This is a genomic window from Sphingopyxis sp. PET50, from assembly GCF_025244705.1.
Taxonomy (GTDB): Bacteria; Pseudomonadota; Alphaproteobacteria; order Sphingomonadales; family Sphingomonadaceae; genus Sphingopyxis.
The window spans coordinates 570,462-587,964 of the sequence record NZ_CP104207.1; the positions used below are offsets into that span (position 1 = coordinate 570,462).

Consider the following 17,503-nt stretch of genomic DNA (forward strand, 5'->3'; position numbering starts at 1 on the left):
CGTAAAGCCCCTCCCCTTCAGGGGAGGGGTTGGGGTGGGGTCCATCGGCCTTGCGCGAGGCCGATGGACCCCACCCGCTGCGACTAGGCAGCAAGCTGCCAAGTCTCGCTGCCCTCCCCTGAAGGGGAGGGCGTGGCGTTTATCCGAACGTCCGCCATCCACCCCATTCCCGCCGTTCCGGTACAATACCGCCTTGCTTTTCTTTCCTATAAACCCGCATCTGAAAACGGGGACAGCAAGGGGCAGGGGCGATGACGGCACCGTTCGATGACGGGCAACTCGAATTTCTGAAGGCGCTGACCGAGGCGCTGTTTCATGGCGTCGACATGGTGATCAGCGCCGACGAGGTCGTCGGCAATGTCGCCGACCTGTTCGGCAGGGTCGGCGGCACCAAGCTCGACGAACTGCGAACCGCGCTCGAATTGACCGAGATCGCACTGGCGCCGGCGTTCGTCGAACTCGACGTGGAGACTCGCGCCAACCGCGTCCGCAACCGGCTCCAGAACAGCGGCTGGGACCCTTTTCAGGACATGGCGCGGCTGCGCGGCATCATCTACGCCTGCTATTATGGCTATTGGGAGGGCGGCGACCTGCCGCGCGAGGCCGGGCAGGTCGCCAACAAGGCGAACCCGGTGCATCGGCAGATCGGCTTCACCCTCCCCAAATATCGCGACCGCATCGACCCGCCCGATCTGGAGATCAAGGACGTGACGGGGCGTGAAATCCACCCCGGCCATATCCTCACCGACGCGACGCTCGCCGACGAATATGACGTCGTCGTCGTCGGCTCGGGCGCGGGCGGCGCGGTCGCGGCGCACAATGTCGCGGCGCAGGGCTACAAGGTGCTGATCGTCGAGGCGGGCCCCTTCTATCCCTCGCACAGGATCACCCACCACGAACTCGAAATGATCGCCGCGCTCTACAAGCATGGCGGGGTGCAGACGACGACCAACAGCGATTTCGTGATCTTTCAGGGGCGCTGCGTTGGCGGCTCGTCGACGGTCAACAACGGCATCTGCCTGCGCGTCAACGAGGACGGCCGGACGCACCCCGACGCGCCCGATGTGCTCGCCAAATGGGCGAGCATCGGTGCGCCGATCGACGCCGCCGCCTTTCACGCCAGCTATGACGCGGTGCAGGCGAGGCTCGGCATCGCGCGCGCCGAACCGCGCAGCGGGCGCCACAACGGCACGCATCTGACCGAGGGGTGGAAGGCGCATGCCGCCGCCTCGACCGACCCGCGCGAGAAGCGCGCGGTGACCGACTGGTTCGACAAGAATTTCGGCCCGCCGGGCACCCCCAGCGCCTGCGCCTATTGCGGCTATTGCAATTCGGGCTGCCCCTATGGTCGCAGCGGATGGGCATGGCGCAGACCTATCTGCCCGCGGCGTGCCGCGACCATGGCGCGCGCATCCTCCCCGAAACCAAGGCCGAGCAGATTTTGTGGCAGGAGGCCGCCAACGGCAAATTGGAGGCCGAGGCGGTGCGGCTGGTGATGCCCGACGGGTCAAAGCGGATCGTCCGCACGCGCGTCGGGGTGGTCGTCGCGGGGGGCACGATCGCCTCGTCGAAGCTGCTCGACGCCAGCGGCATCGAGGGCACCGGCTATCAGATCTCGCTCAACGTCGCCTCGCCTGTCGTCGCGCTGATGCCCGACGGCAAGGGCGGCAATGCGTGGGACGAGGACCAGATGACGAGCTATGTCGATTGCGGCCAATATCTGCTCGAAAGCCATTTCCAGCCGCCGATGGCGATGGCGTCGCTGATGCCCGGCTGGTTCGGCACCCACGCCGAGCGGATGAAGAATTTCAGCCGCGTCCATTCGGCGGGCATCCTCTTTCCCGCCGACCGGCGCGGGCAGGTGGTCGACGGCAAGCTCAAGTTCGTCCTCGACGTCGAGGACGATTTGCCGGTGCTGCGCCACGCGATGGCGACGCTGACCAAGGTCCATTTCGCGGCGGGCGCGATCGAATGCTATCCCGCGCTCGCCAGCGGCAAGACGGTCACCCGCGGCATGGACATCGACGAATTTTTCCGCCGCGAGATCAGGCAGCAGGACGACCTGACCCTGTCGAGCAGCCATCCGCAGGGCGGCAATGCGATCAACGAAAATCCGCAATATGGCATCGTCGATCCGCGCTGCCGCGTGCACGGGACGACCAATGTGCTGGTGACCGACGCGAGCGTCTTCCCCAGCTGCATCCGCGTCAACGCGCAATGGACGACGATGGCGATGGCGCATTACGCGACGGGGCGGAGCGATCCGTTCCGGTGATTTGGGGCTTGAAGGATTCGCGCAGAGGCGCAGAGGCCGGAGAGAAATTGGGTTCACGCGGAGACGCGAAGAGGATTTTCCAACCCGTTCGTGCTGAGCTTGTCGAAGCACAGTCCTTCTTCCACCTCGAAGAAGAGAACGGCCCTTCGACAAGCTCAGGGCGAACGGATTTTGAGTTATCTCCGCGCCTCCGCGTCTCCGCGTGAATCTTTCCAGCTTTGCCGCTAAGGGCGACAGGTCATGAGTTTCACCGTCGCCGCCCTCTACCGCTTCGCGCCCTTCGACGACCCCGCCGCGCTGCGCCAGCCGCTGCTCGATCTCTGCGCCGCGCAGGGCGTCAAGGGCACGCTCCTCCTCGCGCGCGAGGGCGTCAACGGCACCATCGCCGGGCCCGGAGCCGGCATCGCCGCCGTCGTCGCGCATATCCGCGCGCTTCCCGGCTGCGCCGAGCTCGACGTCAAATATTCCATCGCCGCCGCCATGCCCTTTCAGCGGCTGAAGGTGCGGCTGAAGAAGGAAATCGTCACGATGAAGGTGCCGGGCATCGACCCGTCGCGTGACGTCGGCCGCTATATCGCCCCCGCCGACTGGAACGCCGTGATCGCCGACCCCGGCACCGTCGTGATCGACACGCGCAACGGCTTCGAGGTCGGCTACGGCAGCTTCGACGGCGCGATCGACCCGCGGACGAAGAGCTTCGGCGACTTCCCCGGCTGGTGGCGCGACCATGCCGCCGAGTTCGCCGGCAAGCGCATCGCGATGTTCTGCACCGGCGGCATCCGCTGCGAGAAGTCGACAGCCTTCCTCCGCAGCGAGGGCGTCGAGGATGTGGTGCATCTGAAGGGCGGCATCCTCGCCTATCTCGAACAGGTGCCCGAGGCCGAGAGCCGCTGGCACGGCAGCTGCTTCGTCTTCGACGAGCGCGTGAGCGTCGGGCACGGCCTGGTCGAGGTGGGGGAGAAGGAGTAGCGGCGGGTTGGGGGTGGGAGGCGGACCTTCCTCTATTGCCGTTCGTGTCGAGCGAAGTCGAGACACCCGTCGGGAGTGCGCGCCTTCGGGGTGTCTCGACTTCGCTCGACACGAACGGGATTCATGGGGCGGCTTGACCGCGATTGCCTCGTTTCAGCCCTTCCCGTTCCCCGGCGCACGCCGGGGTCCAGATGGCGAACGCAGCCTTCTCCCCATGGACCCCGGCTTGCGCCGGGGAACGGCAGGGACCGCCCGAAACCGGTTGTTCGCCGACCAGCGCCCCGCTCGCTATCAGTGCGCCCGCGCCGCGCCATATTCGACCCAGCCGAAGGGGCGCGGGGTCTTGGGCATGTAGTGCGCGCCCTGCCGCTCGACCGCGAAACCCGCGGCGGCATAGGCGTCCGAAATCGGGCGGGTGAGATGGCAATTGCCGCCGATGCGCTTCCAGACCGGCTCGATCCGCCGCTGCCATTTCGCGACCCCCGCATCGGGCGCGCCGCCATGTTCGAGGAACAGCGCGGTGCCGCCGGGTTTCAAGACGCGCCGGATTTCGGCGAGCACCGCCTTCTGCTCGGCGACCGAGCAAAGGGTGAAGGTCGTCACCACCGTGTCGAAGCGCGCGCTTTCGAAGGGCATCGCCTCGCCGACGCCGCCCTGGATATCGGCGTCGATGCCATGCGCCGCCGCCGCCGCGCGGCTCATTGCGAGCAATTCAGGCGAGGGATCGAGCCCGGTGAAACTGCTCACCCGGCCGGGCACGTAAAATTCCATGTTGATGCCGCCGCCGCAGCCCAGTTCGAGCACGTCGCCCGACGCCAGCGGCACGACCTTGCTCCGCGCCTTCATGATCTGCCCTTGCGAACAGGCGCATTTGATCAGCCGCGGCACTCCATGACGTTCCCACCAGCTTGCCATTTGGTGCGTCTCCCCTTGGCGCGGAAGCTGCGCCTTGCTAGCGCGATTGGCAACACCCATCTGTGTGGGCACGAATCCTCTCTTCCCGTTCGTGTCGAGCGAAGTCGAGACACCCGTCGGCACGGCACCGACCTCCGGGGCATCTCGACTTCGCTCGATGCGAACGGATAAGGGGATCGCGAACAGGCTCGCCATTCATTAAGCAACAGGATCACCATGCCCGCCACCCACGAAACCAAGATGCTCATCCTCGGCTCCGGCCCCGCGGGCCTGTCCGCCGCCATCTACGCCGCGCGCGCGGGCATGAAGCCGATCGTCGTGCAAGGGCTCCAGCCCGGCGGCCAGCTCACCATCACCACCGACGTCGAAAATTACCCGGGTTTCGCCGAGGTGATCCAGGGCCCCTGGCTGATGGAACAGATGACCGCGCAGGCGACGCATGTCGGCACGAGCATGATCTGGGACACGATCGTCGATGTCGACCTGTCGCGGCGGCCGTTCAGGCTGACCGGCGACGGCGGCGACATCTATCTCGCCGACACGCTGGTGATCGCGACCGGCGCGCAGGCGAAATGGCTGGGGGCCCCCGGCGAGCAGGAACTCGGCGGCAAGGGCGTCTCGGCGTGCGCGACGTGCGACGGCTTCTTCTATCGCGGCAAGAAGGTCGTCGTCATCGGCGGCGGCAATACCGCGGTCGAGGAGGCGCTGTACCTCACCAACCACAGCGACGATGTGACGCTCATCCACCGGCGCGATCATCTGCGCGCCGAAAAGATCCTGCAGGACCGGCTGTTCGCCAACCCGAAGATCAAGGTGCTCTGGAACAAGCGCGTCGACCGCTTCGTCGCGGGCGAGGGCGTGGCGGGGCTCGTCGGCGTCGACCTGATCGACACCGTCACCGGCGAGGCGAGCCATGAGCCGACCGATGGCGGCTTCGTCGCGATCGGCCACAGCCCCTCGACCGAGCTGTTCAGGGGCAAGCTGCCGCTCGACGAGGACGGCTATCTGCTGGTCGCGCCGGGTACGTCGCTGACCAGCATCCCCGGCGTCTTCGCGGCGGGCGACGTGACCGACAAGGTCTATCGCCAGGCGGTGACCGCGGCCGGCATGGGCTGCATGGCGGCGCTCGACGCCGAACGCTTCCTGGCCGAGGCGGAATATAAGGCGCTGGTGGAGGCCTGAAGGGCTTCGCGGGAGCGAGGCTCGTTCCCCGAATCGTGCGCCAGCGCAAAACAGGCGATGATGTCCTTTGCAAACGCGGGACGGGAATGGCTGGTTTCGGGCGGTAGCGGTCATAAAGCCCCTCCCCTTCAGGGGAGGGGTTGGGGTGGGGGCCATCGGCCTTGCGCGAGGCCGATGGCCCCCACCCGCTGCGACTAACGAACAAGTTCGTAAGTCTCGCTGCCCTCCCCTGAAGGGGAGGGCGTGGCGTGTATCCGACCGTCCCTCCCCACCCCGATCCCGACAGGCCACTTGAGCTTGCAAAGGACAAACCGCCAAAAAAAGAGGCGGCCCGTGCGGGCCGCCTCTTCCTGGTTCTATCTGTCCGAAGGATCAGAAAGCGAAACCGACGCCCGCGACGAAGCTGTCGAAATCGCCGAAGTTGCCGATGAACTGGTGGCGATATTCGACCTTGCCATAGACGTTCGAGCCGAACTTGTGCTGGTAACCGGCACCGACGTACGGATCGTCGATGTCGCTGAAGGTGTAGCCGCCGGTCGCGAACAGCTTGCCGTTCGCGCCGAGCTTGGCGCCGATGCGGCCGCCGGCCGAGAACTGGACGTCGGCGCCGTCGACGAGCACCTTGTCGCCGGCGACTTCGGCGCCGACGAAGGCGGTGTCGCCAAGGTCGAAATCATAGCCGACTGCGAGGCCGAGGGTGCCTTCGTCGATCCCGTTGCCGGTGATCAGGCCGCCGCGCACTTCGACGCGGCCTTCGCCGCCTTCGGCAGCGAGCGACGGGGTGGCGACAATGGCCGACAGGAGAGCGGCTGCAACTGCGAACTTCTTCATTTTCTTTTCCTTTTGCTTGACGGGACACATTCTTTTGGAGCGCGACCCGGGGCCTAGATGGCCTTTTCGCCTGTCGCTTCAATGAACGGATCGTTCAGAATGTGACAATTTTCTTACCTGTGTTGTTTTTGCAACACAGTGCATCGGCCGCTGCAAGAACTTGACAGAATGCCGGGCGCGGCGGTTAATTGTACCGGACTTGGGGGTAGTCATGGCAGACGGGCAATCGCTTCTTATCCATGTCGACAGCCGCGGCCTCGACGACGAGGCGCGCGAGACGCTGGCGCGCTCGCTGGCCGCCGCGCTGAACGACCATGAGGCCGGGGTTGCGGCGCTTGCCCGCACCCAGGCGCCGCCGGGGTCGAAAGCCGGCGAATGGGCGATGACCGCCGAAGTCGCGATCAGCCTCGGCGCGCTTGCCTCGTCCTGGGCGGTTCCGGCGATCCAGCATTGGCTGAAACGCCAGGAAGGCGAGACGACGCTGACGCTGAAGGGCAAGAATGCCGACGGCGAATATTTCGAGGTCAACGTCACCGGCGCCGCGCCCGACGACGTGTTCAAGAAGCTGAATCCCTTCCTCCAGCAGGCCAAATAGGGCGCGATGAAAAAGGCGCTGATCCTTGCCACCGGCACCTATGCCGACAGCCGGATCACCCCGCTCAAATCGCCGGTCCCCGACGCCGAAAGGCTGCGTCTGCTGCTGACCCGCGCCGACGTCGGCCCCTATGAGGTGACGATGCTGTCCGATGCGGGGCTGGTGCAGCAGCGCGTCGCGATCGAGCGCTATTTCCAGTCCGCCGATGCCGACGATACGTTGCTGCTGTTCATTTCCGGGCACGGCGACAAGGATGCCGACGGCGACCTCTATTTCCTGGCGCAGGATACCGACCGCGACCTTCTGTCGGCGACCGCGGTCGGCGCGCATTTCGTGTCGCGCCAGGCGGCGCGCAGCCGGGCGAAACAAAAGGTGCTGCTGATCGACACCTGCTACAGCGGCGCCTTTGCCAAGGGCCATGTGTTCAAATCGGGGGCGGCGGCGATCAGCGCCGAGGATTTCGGCGAGAATAGCGGGCGCGGCACCGCGATCATCACCGCGGCGTCGAGCACCCAGCTCGCGAGCGAGGCCGATGCCGAGCGGGCGCATGCAGTCGCGCTTCACCCGCCACCTGATCGAGGGCATCGAGACCGGCGGCGCCGATGTCAACGGCACCGGCGCGATCACGCTCGACGATTTGTTCGACTATGTCCGCGCGGCGCTGCGCCGCGAAGGGCCGGGGCAGGAACCGAAGCGGCTCAACGCGATCGACGGCGACATGGTGATCGCGCGCAACCCGGTGCGCCGCGCCGCGCCGCTGCCCGCCGCCCTGCTCCGCCGCGTCGGCAGCAGGAACTGGGAATCGCGGGCTTCGGCGTGCATCGCGCTCGGCGAGATCATCCTGCGCGGCGGCGACGACAAGGCATCGGCGCTTGCCGCGCTGCGCGCGCTGGCCTCCGATCCCGACGACAGGGTCAAGCGCCGTGCGGCGAGCGAACTGGCGCAGATGGGAGAGACGGCCGAAGCCGAAGCGGAGGAGCGGCCGGCGCCCATTCCTGTGGCCGCCGCGGCCGAAATGCCGGCTCGCGAGACGCCATCCGGCGACCGGTTGTCGGCCGCCGATGCCGACGCGAATGCGGCGATGCGCGCCGCGTTGTTGATGCGGCCGCCGGCCGGTGACCGCGTGAGCGACGAGACGGATGCGACCGGTGCCACCGGCACCGGCGGCCCGGCGCCCCCCAAGCCCGGGCTCGACACCGTGGCGAAGGTCTTCATCGGCCTTTTCGTCGTGCTGCTGCTGGCGATGATCGTCGTGCTGCTCAATCCCGGCGACGGCGGCCCGGACACGACCACCGACCCGCCGACCGAGGACATAATGGCGACCGACACCGTGACGGGAACCGACGCCGCCGGCGCGGACGCGGTGGCCCCCTCCGACGCTTCGGCGCTCGGCACCGGTGCCAGCGGCTATTCCGCTTACCAGGCGACCAGCGCCGCCAATTCGGCCCTCGCCAGCCAGTGCAACACCGGCAACAACCGGGCGACCGCCGACGCGTGCAACGACCTTGGCGTGATGATCGAAAAGGGCGACGGCGGTGCCGCCCCCGACTATGTCGTCGCGACGATCCTCTATGAAAAGGCCTGTTTCTATGGCTCGGTCGTCGGCTGCGCCAATGCCGGCACGCGGCTGACCGACACCACCGGCAGCGTCACGCCGAACTGGGACCGTGCGCAGACCTATCTCAACGCCGCGTGCAACGGGGGCGACGGCATCGGGTGCGAAAAGCTCGGCTGGCTCCATGAAAACCGCATTGCGCCGGACACGGGCGCGGCGCTTGCCGCCTATTCGAAGGCGTGTACGCTCGGCATCGCCACCGCCTGCACCAGCCGCGACCGCCTGTCGCCGGGCGCCATGTAGCGCTCAGCCGAGCGCGGCCTGCTTTTCCTCGGCGATGCGGTCGAGTTCGGCGCGGGTCGGCTTGGTCGCGGCGCTCTTGAGCTGCCCGCACGCCGCCATGATGTCGCGCCCGCGCGGGGTGCGAACCGGCGCCGATATGCCCGCCTTGAAGATCAGGTTGCTGAACGCGCGCACCCGCTCGGGCGACGAACATTCATAGGGCGCGCCGGGCCAGGGGTTGAAGGGGATGAGGTTCACCTTCGCGGGGAGGTTGTACTGCTTGATCAGCCGCACCAGTTCGCGCGCGTCGTCGTTGCTGTCGTTCTTGTCCTTGAGCATCACATATTCGAAGGTGATGCGCCGCGCATTGTTCGCGCCGGGATAGTCGGCGCACGCCTGCAGCAATTGCTCGATGCCGTACTTGCGGTTGAGCGGCACGATTTCGTCGCGGATTTCCTTCGATACGGCGTGCAACGAGACCGCGAGGTTCACCCCGATCTCCTCGCCCGCGCGCGCCATCATCGGCACCACGCCGCTCGTCGACAGGGTGATGCGGCGCTTCGACAGCGCCAGCCCGTCGCCGTCCATCACGATCTTCAGCGCGCCCTTGACCTCTTCGAAATTATACAGCGGCTCGCCCATGCCCATCATCACGATGTTGGTGAGCATCCGGCCGTCGGCGGTGTAATGGCCCGCCGCGTCCTCGTCGGCATCCTCATCCTCGGGGTCGGCGCCGAAACCTGCCATTGTCCCCTTGGGCCATTCGCCGAGCGCATCGCGCGCGAGCAGCACCTGCCCGACGATCTCGCCCGCGCCCAGATTGCGCACGAGGCGCATCGTCCCCGTGTGACAGAAACGGCAATTGAGCGTGCAGCCGACCTGGCTCGACACGCACAGCGTTCCCCGGTCGGCGTCGGGGATGAACACCATCTCATATTCCTGCCCGTCGGCGGCGGCGAGCAGCCATTTGCGCGTGCCGTCGCTCGACACCTGCGCCTCGCGCACCGTCGGGCGGCCGATGATGAAGCGGTCGGTCAGCCACGGGCGCATCGCCTTGGCGATGTCGGTCATCGCCTCGAAATCGGTAACCCCGCGGTGATAGATCCAGTGCCAGATCTGCTTCGCGCGCAGCTTCGCCGCCTTGGCGTCGAGCCCGGCTTCGACCAGCACCCCGCCGATCGCGTCGCGGGTCAGCCCGACGAGGTCGATGCGGTTGCCCCCGCGCAAGGGGACGGTGCCCGTCGTGACGGGGTCGATATGGCCGGGGATCTGCATGATGCGCGGCCATATAGTAGGGAAGCGGGATTTGCGCAATCTATGCTCTCCCCTCCCGCAGGCGGGAGGGGCAGCGAGACTTGCGAACTTGTTCGTTAGTCGCAGCGGGGTGGGCTATTGCGGCGTTGCTGCCCACCCCCAACCCCTCCCGCCTGCGGGAGGGGGAGAAAAGGTCAATGCGCCCGCGCGTCCCCCAGCGCCTCGGCAAAGGGTTCGGCACAGCCGACCGCTTCCTCGGGGCCGACGCCGAGCGCATTTCGGAAAGATCGCGTCGAGCCGGCGCTTCAGCGTGTCGTCGAAGGTCGGCTGGTTCGATATGCGCGCGTTGCACACGGTGAGTTCGGAGCGGATCGCGCCCTTGATCCGCTCGAGCCCCTCGGGGGTCAATATGCCCGCGTTGAGCAGTTCCTCGCACAGCTGGATCAGCCCGACGGTCGTCGCATGCGCACGCAGGCCGATGAAATCCAGCGTCCGGTGCCGCTCGCGGGCTTCCGCGTCACAGCGGCTGGGTACAGTCATTCCGGCATCTCCTCTCCGTTGCCGCCTCGACCGAACGGCGCGCCTTCAGGGCGTCTTTCCGTGTCGTTCGAAAGCGATCATGCGCCAATGAAGGGGAGGGAGCAAGCGGATATATGTAACTAAGTGTCACATCGGGGGAGGAATACGCAATATCCCCTCCCGCAGGCGGGAGGGGCGGCGAGACTTGCGGACTTGTCCGCTAGTCGCAGCGGGGTGGGCATCGTAGCGGCCGGTGCTCGCTACGCTCGCGCCCACCCCCTTGACCCCCTCCCGCCAACGGGAGGGGAAAATCATCAGAGCGACTTCAGCATCGCCAGCGCCTGCGCGAAGCTCCCGTTCGCCTCGGCACGGCGCAGCGGCAGCACATTCTGCACCAATATTTCCTCCGGGGTCGGCTCGGCGGCGAATAGCGCCATCACCTCGTCGGCGAAATCGTCCAGCGGCATATAGCCCTCGCGCGTCGACTGGCCGGGGGTCAGGTCGGTGCGCACCGCGGGCGGCGCCAGCTCGATCACCTCGACCCGGCCCTCCAGCTGGGCGCGCAGCGCGACGGTATAGCTGTGCATCGCCGCCTTGGTTGCCGAATAGGTCGGCGCCTTGGGCAAGGGCACGAAGGCCAGCCCCGACGTCACATTGACGATCGCCGCATCGGCCCGCGCCGCCAGATGATCGACCAGCGCGTCGGTCAGGCGGATCGGCCCGAGGATATTGGTGACGACCGTGTCCTCGGCAAGTGTCAGGTCGCGCGCCGCGGTCGCGTCCTCATACCCCATGATGCCGGCATTGTTGACGAGGATGTTGAGCGCCGGGAATCGCGCGGTCACCTCGGCCGCGAACGCCTCGATCGCGGCGGGGTCGGTGACGTCGAGCGTCATCGCATGCATGTCGGGGCGTCCCTGGGTCGCGCTCTCCAGCTTCGCCGCGTTGCGGCCGGTCACGATCACGACGTTGCCCGCGTCGTGCCAGCGCTGCGCCAGCGCCAGCCCGATACCCGAGCCGCCGCCCGAAACGAGGATGCTGTTGCCTGTGGTCTTCATCGGTCTTCTCCTTTGGCGGTGGTGAGAAGCCCGAAATATCCCTATACTCTCCAAATGAAAGAAGGCACCCGAAAGTGCTATAGTTACTGAAAAGAGAGTTTTGGATTTTCCGCCATGCCCGCATCCGAAAAAACTGCCCTCGCCGCGCCGCTCGCCCCCGCCGCGCCGCCCGATCCGCGCGTCGAGGCACTGGTCACCGACCTGATCGGCCGAGTCGCCGACAAATGGACCTTGCTCGTTCTGGAGGAGCTGGAGGATCACAAGGTCCTTCGTTTCACCGAACTCGCGCGGCTGGTGCCGGGCATCAGCCAGAAGATGCTGACCCAGACGCTGCGCGCGATGGAACGCGACGGCCTCGTCGACCGCAAGGTTCACCCCGTCATCCCGCCCAAGGTCGAATATCGCCTGACCGGATTGGGGCAGGGACTGGGCGAGGCCTTTTGCGGCGTGTGGCAATGGGCCGAAGCCAATCTGGAAAAGGTCGAAGGCGCGCGGTCGGCGTTCGACGCGCGCGTCTGATGGCGGTTGAACGAGCGGAATAAAAGGCTGCGCGCCCCTGCGCCGGCAGGGGCCCATCTCCGGTCGGTGCCCCATGGCGCTGGCGGGAGATGGATCCCCGCCTTCGCGGGGAAACGCAGATAGCCTGGAGTGCCTCAGGCTTCAGTGGTCACTTCGCGATCGACGTCACCCGGATCGGTTCGCCGCGCACCGCGCTGGCGATCACGGCATCGGCCTGCACCGAGGCGAGAGCCCTGGTGTCGCGGCGGCACGCGTGCACATGGTTCCTGCCGGCGATGTCGAAATCGGACGCCGTGCCGCACACCTCGACGACGGCGCGCCAGATGCGGCGGTCGAGCGTCTTCGTGCCGCGGTCGGTGCGCAGGTCGAGGTCGCGGTGCTGGACGACCGCGGTCCGCTCGGCGGGCGCGGGCTGGGCAAGGGCGGGTTGGCCGAGCGGGGCGGCGGCCAGGGCGGGTTGGCCGAGCGGGGCGGCGGCCAGGGCGGCGAGGATCAGAAGCTTTGTCATCTCGTGTCTCCATCGGCTTAGCTGAAGGGGAGGGGAGGAAGCCGGTGGAGAACCACATAATCCTCCGTTCATCGCGGCGGGAGCAACGATGTTGGCGGGCTATTCTGCAAAATTGCAGAATGTCCGCCGCGCGGCTATGGCGCACAACGGCATCATGTTCGACTGGAACGACCTCAAATCCTTTCTCGCGGTCGCGGAAACCGGCAGCACGCTGGCCGCGGCGCAGGCGCTGCGCGTCAGCCAGACCACCGTCGCGCGCCGCGTCGCCGCGCTGGAGGGGGCGACCGGGCTCAACCTGTTCGAGCGGCGGCAGGCGGGCTATGCGCTGACCCCGGTGGGCGAGGCGATGCTGGCGAGCGCGCTTGCCGTCAGGGATGCCGCCGATCGTTTCGAGGCCGCGGCGGGCGCCCGCTCGCGCGATACGGGCGGTACGGTCAGCCTGACGGTGATGGAAATCTTCGCGGTCACCGTGCTGCCGCCGATCCTGCGCGACCTGCGCGCGGCGCATCCGGGCATCCACATCCATCTCGACACGTCGGACGAGACGCGCGATCTCGCCGCGGGCGCCGCCGACATCGCGATCCGCAGCAGCAAGCAGCCGACTGGCGCCGGGCTCGTCGGGCGGCGCATCGCCGACAATCCGTGGACCGTCTATTGCAGCCGCGACTATGCCGACCGCCACGGCATTCCGCGCACGCGCGAGGAACTGGCGGGGCACCCCTTCATCGGCGGCGGGGGCGGCGTTTGGGAACCCTATCAGGCGTGGCTGCGCCAGCACCGGCTCGAGGATTCGGTCGCGATCCGATATGATAGCGGCGCCGGCCTGCTCGCCGGCGCGCGCGCGGGCATGGGCCTCACCATCCTGCCCGCCTTCCTCGCCGACCGCGAACCCGACCTCATCCGCTGCATCCCGCCCAGGAGCGAGGATACGACGGGGCTATGGCTGCTGACCCACGAACGGCTGCGCCACGTGCCGCGGGTGCGGATCGTGCTCGACTTTCTGGCGAAGGAACTGACGAAGCCGGCGCGCGGATAGCCAAAAAACGCTGTCCTAAAATACATTGCCGTGTTTCAAGCTGGTGGATGGACCCGCAAGCACCTCCCGCATGCAGCTCGATGACCGAGCGCCATGGCGTGGCCGCGTCGCCGCTTAAAGCGACAAAGGAGACAGTTTCGCCGCATATGACGGTATACTTTGTCGCTTCAAGCGGCTCCGCGAGCGCGCTCGGCATTCGATTTCAGAGTGAAGTTCGGCCGTTTTCCGGGACTTTTTCTCGCATCGGCCAATCCGTTTCCCGGCGAGGGCGGGGACCCGCGCCAACTTGTTGCCGCGGGGCCCCGGCTTTCGCCGGGGGGCGCGGGTCACCAATGTCGATCACGAATGAAGTTCGGCAGAATTGCGCCAATTTCCGGTGCGGTTTCACCCCAGGCTTGCGCACCCCAGCGCCGCCGCGTCGATCGCCGTCGCTGCGCCGCGCAGGCGATAAGTATCCGCTATCGACCCGCCGGTCGCGCTGACGCTCTCGACGCTCATGCTCGGCGCCGACCGCATCGCGGCGATGATCGCGGCGTCCATGCGCGCGTCGCTCGCCCAGCCGTGCGCGCCGTTGCCGGTCAGGATGAAGCGGCGGCTGCCGATCGTCAGCCGCAATTCGCCGCCCGCGCGCCGCGCCTTCGACAGGCGGACATAGAATTGGCCGCGGATGCGCGATTTCGGCCAGTAACCGACGCTGGCATAGGCTTTGACCTGCGGCGTGCCGATCGTCGCGGCGGGGGCGGCGATCGCGTAGCAGCGCGGCGTCGCGGGGTCGCGGAACGCGCCCCAGCCGTCGAACACGCCCAGCGCCGTGCGCGGCGCCGCGGCCGCCACGGCGGGCAGCGCCGCGAACAGGAGCAGCAAGGAGGGGGCGCGGCGCATCGCGCCTCGTTTGCGCGAAAGCTCCGCCATTGCAAGCATGGCTTGCGCGCCGCCGCGCGCACGTTAAGGAAGGTGGACATTTTCGGGGCAGGGAATCGGGGCGCCCATGTGTTCGCGATATCCGCGCCCAGGGGACTTCTCCCGCACGAGCATACAGGATGGCGGAATAAAAATGAAAGCGACGATCGAACGCGCGGTACTTCTGAAGAGCCTCGGCCATGTCCAGTCGGTGGTCGAACGGCGCAACACCATCCCGATCCTGTCGAACGTGCTCATCGAAGCCGACGCCTCCGGCCAGCTCAAGCTGATGGCGACCGACCTCGACCTGCAGGTCGTCGAAACGATCGCGGCGAAGGTCGAAACGCCGGGCACCACCACCGTGTCGGCGCACACTTTGTTCGAAATCGCGCGCAAGCTGCCCGAGGGCGCCGAGGTCAGCCTCGCTGCCGCGGAAGGGAAGATGCAGGTCAAGGCGGGCCGTTCGAACTTCAACCTGCCGACGCTGCCGCGCGACGATTTCCCGGTGATCGCCGAGGGCGAGCTGCCGACCAGTTTCGAACTGCCGGTCGCCGAACTGATCCAGATCATCGACAAGACGCGCTTCGCCATCTCGACCGAGGAAACGCGCTACTATCTCAACGGCATCTTCCTGCACGTCGCCGAGGATGCGAGCGGCCCGGTGCTCAAGGCCGCGGCGACCGACGGCCACCGCCTCGCGCGCTACACCGTCACCCGCCCCGACGGCGCGACGGGGATGCCCGACGTCATCGTGCCGCGCAAATGCGTCGGCGAGATCCGCAAATTGCTCGACGAGGCCGAGGGCAATGTCGAGATCAGCCTGTCGGCGACCAAGATCCGCTTCCAACTCGGCAACGCCGTGCTGACCTCGAAGCTGATCGACGGCACCTTCCCCGATTACAGCCGCGTCATCCCGACCGCGAACGACAAGCTGCTGAAGGTCGATCCGAAGAGCCTGTTCCAGGGCGTCGACCGCGTCTCGACGATCGCCAGCGAAAAGACCCGCGCGGTCAAGGTCGGCCTCGACAAGGACCGCATCACGCTCAGCGTCACGAGCCCGGAGAACGGCACGGCGGCGGAAGAACTCGCTGCGGCCTATGACAGCGAGGCGATGGAGATCGGCTTCAACGCCCGCTACCTCAGCGACATATTGGGGCAGGTCGACGGCGACAATGTCGAGCTGCATCTGGCCGACGCCAACGCCCCGACGCTGATCCGCGAAAGCGAGAAGAGCCCGGCGCTCTACGTGCTGATGCCGATGCGGGTGTGATCGGCGCGTCGCCCCCGCGAAGGCGGGGGCCGCCATCGGTTTACGCGGCGGCGCAGGAACAGGCCGGCAGCGGCCTCCGCCTTCGCGGGGGCGACGCCGTTTCGGAAATCACCCCGCCTTCGTCACCCGCCAGATCACCCCGCCGGTGTCGTCGGCGACCAATGCGCTGCCGTCCTTCGCGACCTTGACGTCGGCCGGGCGGCCGCGGGTGGTCTTGCCGTCCTTGGCGAGGAACTGGTCGAGCAGCGTGATCGGCAGCGCCTCGGCGGGTTTGCCGCCCGCGCCGAACTTGACGAACACCACGTCATAGCCCGCAACGGGCTCGCGGTTCCACGACCCGTGGCGGGCGATCAGCGCGCCGTTCGCGAAGCGATCGCCGAGGTCGAGGCCCTGGGTGAAGGTCATGCCGAGCGGCGCGGTGTGGGCGCCCAGCCCATAGTCGGGGCGCTTGACATATTGGCGGCGGTCCTCAGCCTCCGGGGGCACGCGGGGATCGACGAAGCCGCCCCAATAATACCAGGGCCAGCCGTAGAAATCGCCTTCGTCGATGTCGGTCAGATAGTCCGGCACCGTGTCGCTGCCCAGCATGTCGCGCTCGTTGGCGACGGCCCAGAGTTGGTCGCTGCCGGGATAGAAGGCGAGGCCGACGGGGTTGCGGATGCCCGCGGCAAAGGTGCGCATATATTTGTTCTCGGGCCGCACCTCGAGGATGCTGGCGCGGCGCGTCTCGTTGGCCTGGCCCTTTTCGCCGATATTGCTGTCGGCGCCGACCCCGATGTAGAGCCAGCCGTTGGGCGCCGCGACGAGGCTCTTGGTCCAGTGGCGGTTGGTCCCCTTGGCGGGCAGGTCGGCGATCTTGACGGGCTTGCCGCTCATTGTGGTCTCGCCCTCGACATAGGGAAAGGCGAGCAGCGCGTCGGTGTTGGCGACGTACAGCGTCTTGCCGACCAGCGCCATGCCATAGGGCGAGTTGAGACCGGTGATATAGGCGGTCCTGACCTCCGCCTTGCCGTCGCCGTCGGCGTCGCGGAGCAGGCTGATGCGGTTCGCCGACTTGCCGCTCGGCGCCCGCCTTGCTCATCATCCGTCCCATCACCGCGCCCTCGATCCCCGATGTGTCGCGCGGCGGGCTTTCGCTCTCGGCGACCAGCACGTCGCCGTTGGGCAGCACGAAGATGGTGCGCGGATGCGCCAGCCCCTCGGCGAAGCGCGCGACGCGGAGCCCGGCGGCGGCGCGGGGCGCCTCGCCCGCGGGCCACTTCGTCGCCTCGGGCACGTTCATCGTCGGGATCGTCTGCGCGTCCTGCGGCGCCATCACCGGCACCCGGCCGCTCGTCTCGGCGGTCGAGAAGCGCGCCACATCGGGCCGCGACATGATGTAGAGCGTGACACCGCCGGCGATCAGGATCAGCAGCAGGGCGAGGAGGGCATATTTCAGGATCTTGCGCATGGCGTCCTGTCTACACGCGCCATCGGCGGCGGCAAAGAGGCGAAACGCGGATACGGCATGGTTAACCCGAACGGGCCGTCGATTAACCTTACCCACCCGTTCAGCACTATTGGGAACGGCGCGGTGAGACGGGGCGCGTAAACCGTCCTCCGCCATGATCGGGGATCGCATGCACCTGCCAGCACCTTTTCTCTCCGACCGCGTCGCGGTCGACGAAGCGCATGCGCTGATCGCTCGCCACGGCGACGAGGCGGGCTATGCCGCGGCGGCGCGCGCCGAGCAATATCGCGTACTCGGCAACCATATCCACTTCGCCCGCTGGCGCCAGATCGAACGGCTGATCACCTATCTGTCGATCGACGACGTGCTCGGCACGGTGCATTGA

The 17,503-nt window shown here is 67.2% G+C and carries 16 protein-coding genes and 3 pseudogenes; 11 read left to right on the forward strand and 8 right to left on the reverse strand.

Features of this window, described 5'->3' with window-relative positions:
• Positions 1 to 251: 251 nt before the first annotated feature.
• The 3 genes and pseudogenes from N0A20_RS02960 to N0A20_RS02970 form a co-directional block, all read left to right on the forward strand.
• Complete coding sequence (locus tag N0A20_RS02960) at positions 252 to 1,496, forward strand: GMC family oxidoreductase N-terminal domain-containing protein (RefSeq protein WP_260582531.1); 1,245 nt, start codon at positions 252 to 254, stop codon at positions 1,494 to 1,496.
• The gene (locus N0A20_RS02965; RefSeq protein ID WP_260583806.1) at positions 1,412 to 2,275 is read left to right on the forward strand and encodes a GMC oxidoreductase; all 864 of its coding nucleotides are present in this window, start codon (positions 1,412 to 1,414) and stop codon (positions 2,273 to 2,275) included. Before N0A20_RS02960 ends, N0A20_RS02965 begins: the two co-directional genes overlap by 85 nt.
• A gap of 240 nt (positions 2,276 to 2,515) precedes the next feature.
• Positions 2,516 to 3,220 (forward strand): annotated as a pseudogene (locus tag N0A20_RS02970) (rhodanese-related sulfurtransferase); the annotation flags it as partial.
• A 315-nt stretch (positions 3,221 to 3,535) separates the two neighbouring features.
• Here N0A20_RS02970 and N0A20_RS02975 read toward each other — a convergent pair.
• Positions 3,536 to 4,159 (reverse strand): class I SAM-dependent methyltransferase, encoded by a 624-nt coding sequence (locus N0A20_RS02975; RefSeq protein WP_260582532.1) that lies wholly within the window; start codon positions 4,157 to 4,159, stop codon positions 3,536 to 3,538.
• A gap of 216 nt (positions 4,160 to 4,375) precedes the next feature.
• Here N0A20_RS02975 and trxB point away from each other — a divergent pair, with 216 nt between their 5' ends.
• A complete protein-coding gene (gene trxB, locus N0A20_RS02980; protein ID WP_260582533.1) occupies positions 4,376 to 5,341 on the forward strand; it encodes a thioredoxin-disulfide reductase in 966 nt (321 codons plus the stop codon).
• Between the two features lie 372 nt (positions 5,342 to 5,713).
• Here trxB and N0A20_RS02985 read toward each other — a convergent pair whose 3' ends face one another.
• Entirely contained in the window at positions 5,714 to 6,172 is a 459-nt protein-coding gene (locus N0A20_RS02985; RefSeq protein WP_260582534.1) for an outer membrane protein, read from the reverse strand.
• 211 nt (positions 6,173 to 6,383) lie between these two features.
• Between N0A20_RS02985 and N0A20_RS02990 the strand changes: the two genes are divergently transcribed.
• The 3 genes and pseudogenes from N0A20_RS02990 to N0A20_RS02995 all read left to right on the forward strand — a co-directional run bounded on the left by N0A20_RS02990 (position 6,384) and on the right by N0A20_RS02995 (position 8,625).
• Positions 6,384 to 6,767, forward strand: a complete 384-nt coding sequence (locus N0A20_RS02990; RefSeq protein WP_260582535.1) for a hypothetical protein — start codon at positions 6,384 to 6,386, stop codon at positions 6,765 to 6,767.
• 6 nt (positions 6,768 to 6,773) lie between these two features.
• Positions 6,774 to 7,157, forward strand: a pseudogene (locus tag N0A20_RS20480) (caspase family protein); the annotation flags it as partial.
• Between the two features lie 142 nt (positions 7,158 to 7,299).
• Positions 7,300 to 8,625, forward strand: a complete 1,326-nt coding sequence (locus N0A20_RS02995) for a tetratricopeptide repeat protein (protein ID WP_260582536.1) — start codon at positions 7,300 to 7,302, stop codon at positions 8,623 to 8,625.
• A gap of 3 nt (positions 8,626 to 8,628) precedes the next feature.
• Here the strand turns inward: N0A20_RS02995 and rlmN are convergent, their stop codons facing one another.
• The 3 genes from rlmN to N0A20_RS03010 form a co-directional block, all read right to left on the reverse strand.
• Positions 8,629 to 9,879, reverse strand: coding sequence for a 23S rRNA (adenine(2503)-C(2))-methyltransferase RlmN (gene rlmN / locus N0A20_RS03000; RefSeq protein ID WP_260582537.1), 1,251 nt, complete (start codon positions 9,877 to 9,879; stop codon positions 8,629 to 8,631).
• A gap of 114 nt (positions 9,880 to 9,993) precedes the next feature.
• On the reverse strand, positions 9,994 to 10,398 hold the full coding sequence (locus N0A20_RS03005) for a hypothetical protein (RefSeq protein WP_260582538.1): 405 nt from the start codon (positions 10,396 to 10,398) through the stop codon (positions 9,994 to 9,996).
• Between the two features lie 293 nt (positions 10,399 to 10,691).
• Positions 10,692 to 11,435, reverse strand: a complete 744-nt coding sequence (locus N0A20_RS03010; RefSeq protein ID WP_260582539.1) for an SDR family oxidoreductase — start codon at positions 11,433 to 11,435, stop codon at positions 10,692 to 10,694.
• Between the two features lie 114 nt (positions 11,436 to 11,549).
• On the opposite strand from N0A20_RS03010, the gene N0A20_RS03015 reads away from it, so the two are divergent.
• Positions 11,550 to 11,954: a winged helix-turn-helix transcriptional regulator gene (locus N0A20_RS03015; RefSeq protein WP_260582541.1), complete on the forward strand. Its 405-nt coding sequence runs from the start codon at positions 11,550 to 11,552 to the stop codon at positions 11,952 to 11,954.
• A gap of 148 nt (positions 11,955 to 12,102) precedes the next feature.
• Here N0A20_RS03015 and N0A20_RS03020 read toward each other — a convergent pair whose 3' ends face one another.
• Positions 12,103 to 12,462, reverse strand: coding sequence for a UrcA family protein (locus N0A20_RS03020; RefSeq protein WP_260582542.1), 360 nt, complete (start codon positions 12,460 to 12,462; stop codon positions 12,103 to 12,105).
• Between the two features lie 88 nt (positions 12,463 to 12,550).
• Here N0A20_RS03020 and N0A20_RS03025 point away from each other — a divergent pair, with 88 nt between their 5' ends.
• Entirely contained in the window at positions 12,551 to 13,498 is a 948-nt protein-coding gene (locus N0A20_RS03025; RefSeq protein ID WP_260582544.1) for a LysR family transcriptional regulator, read from the forward strand.
• 384 nt (positions 13,499 to 13,882) lie between these two features.
• On the opposite strand, the gene N0A20_RS03030 is transcribed toward N0A20_RS03025, so the two are convergent.
• Complete coding sequence (locus N0A20_RS03030) at positions 13,883 to 14,380, reverse strand: hypothetical protein (RefSeq protein WP_260582545.1); 498 nt, start codon at positions 14,378 to 14,380, stop codon at positions 13,883 to 13,885.
• A gap of 172 nt (positions 14,381 to 14,552) precedes the next feature.
• On the opposite strand from N0A20_RS03030, the gene dnaN reads away from it, so the two are divergent.
• Positions 14,553 to 15,668: a DNA polymerase III subunit beta gene (dnaN, locus tag N0A20_RS03035; RefSeq protein ID WP_260582547.1), complete on the forward strand. Its 1,116-nt coding sequence runs from the start codon at positions 14,553 to 14,555 to the stop codon at positions 15,666 to 15,668.
• A 108-nt stretch (positions 15,669 to 15,776) separates the two neighbouring features.
• On the opposite strand, the pseudogene N0A20_RS03040 reads toward dnaN, so the two are convergent.
• Positions 15,777 to 17,118, reverse strand: a pseudogene (locus tag N0A20_RS03040) (PQQ-dependent sugar dehydrogenase).
• A gap of 169 nt (positions 17,119 to 17,287) precedes the next feature.
• Here N0A20_RS03040 and N0A20_RS03045 point away from each other — a divergent pair.
• Positions 17,288 to 17,503: a hypothetical protein gene (locus N0A20_RS03045; protein WP_260582548.1), complete on the forward strand. Its 216-nt coding sequence runs from the start codon at positions 17,288 to 17,290 to the stop codon at positions 17,501 to 17,503.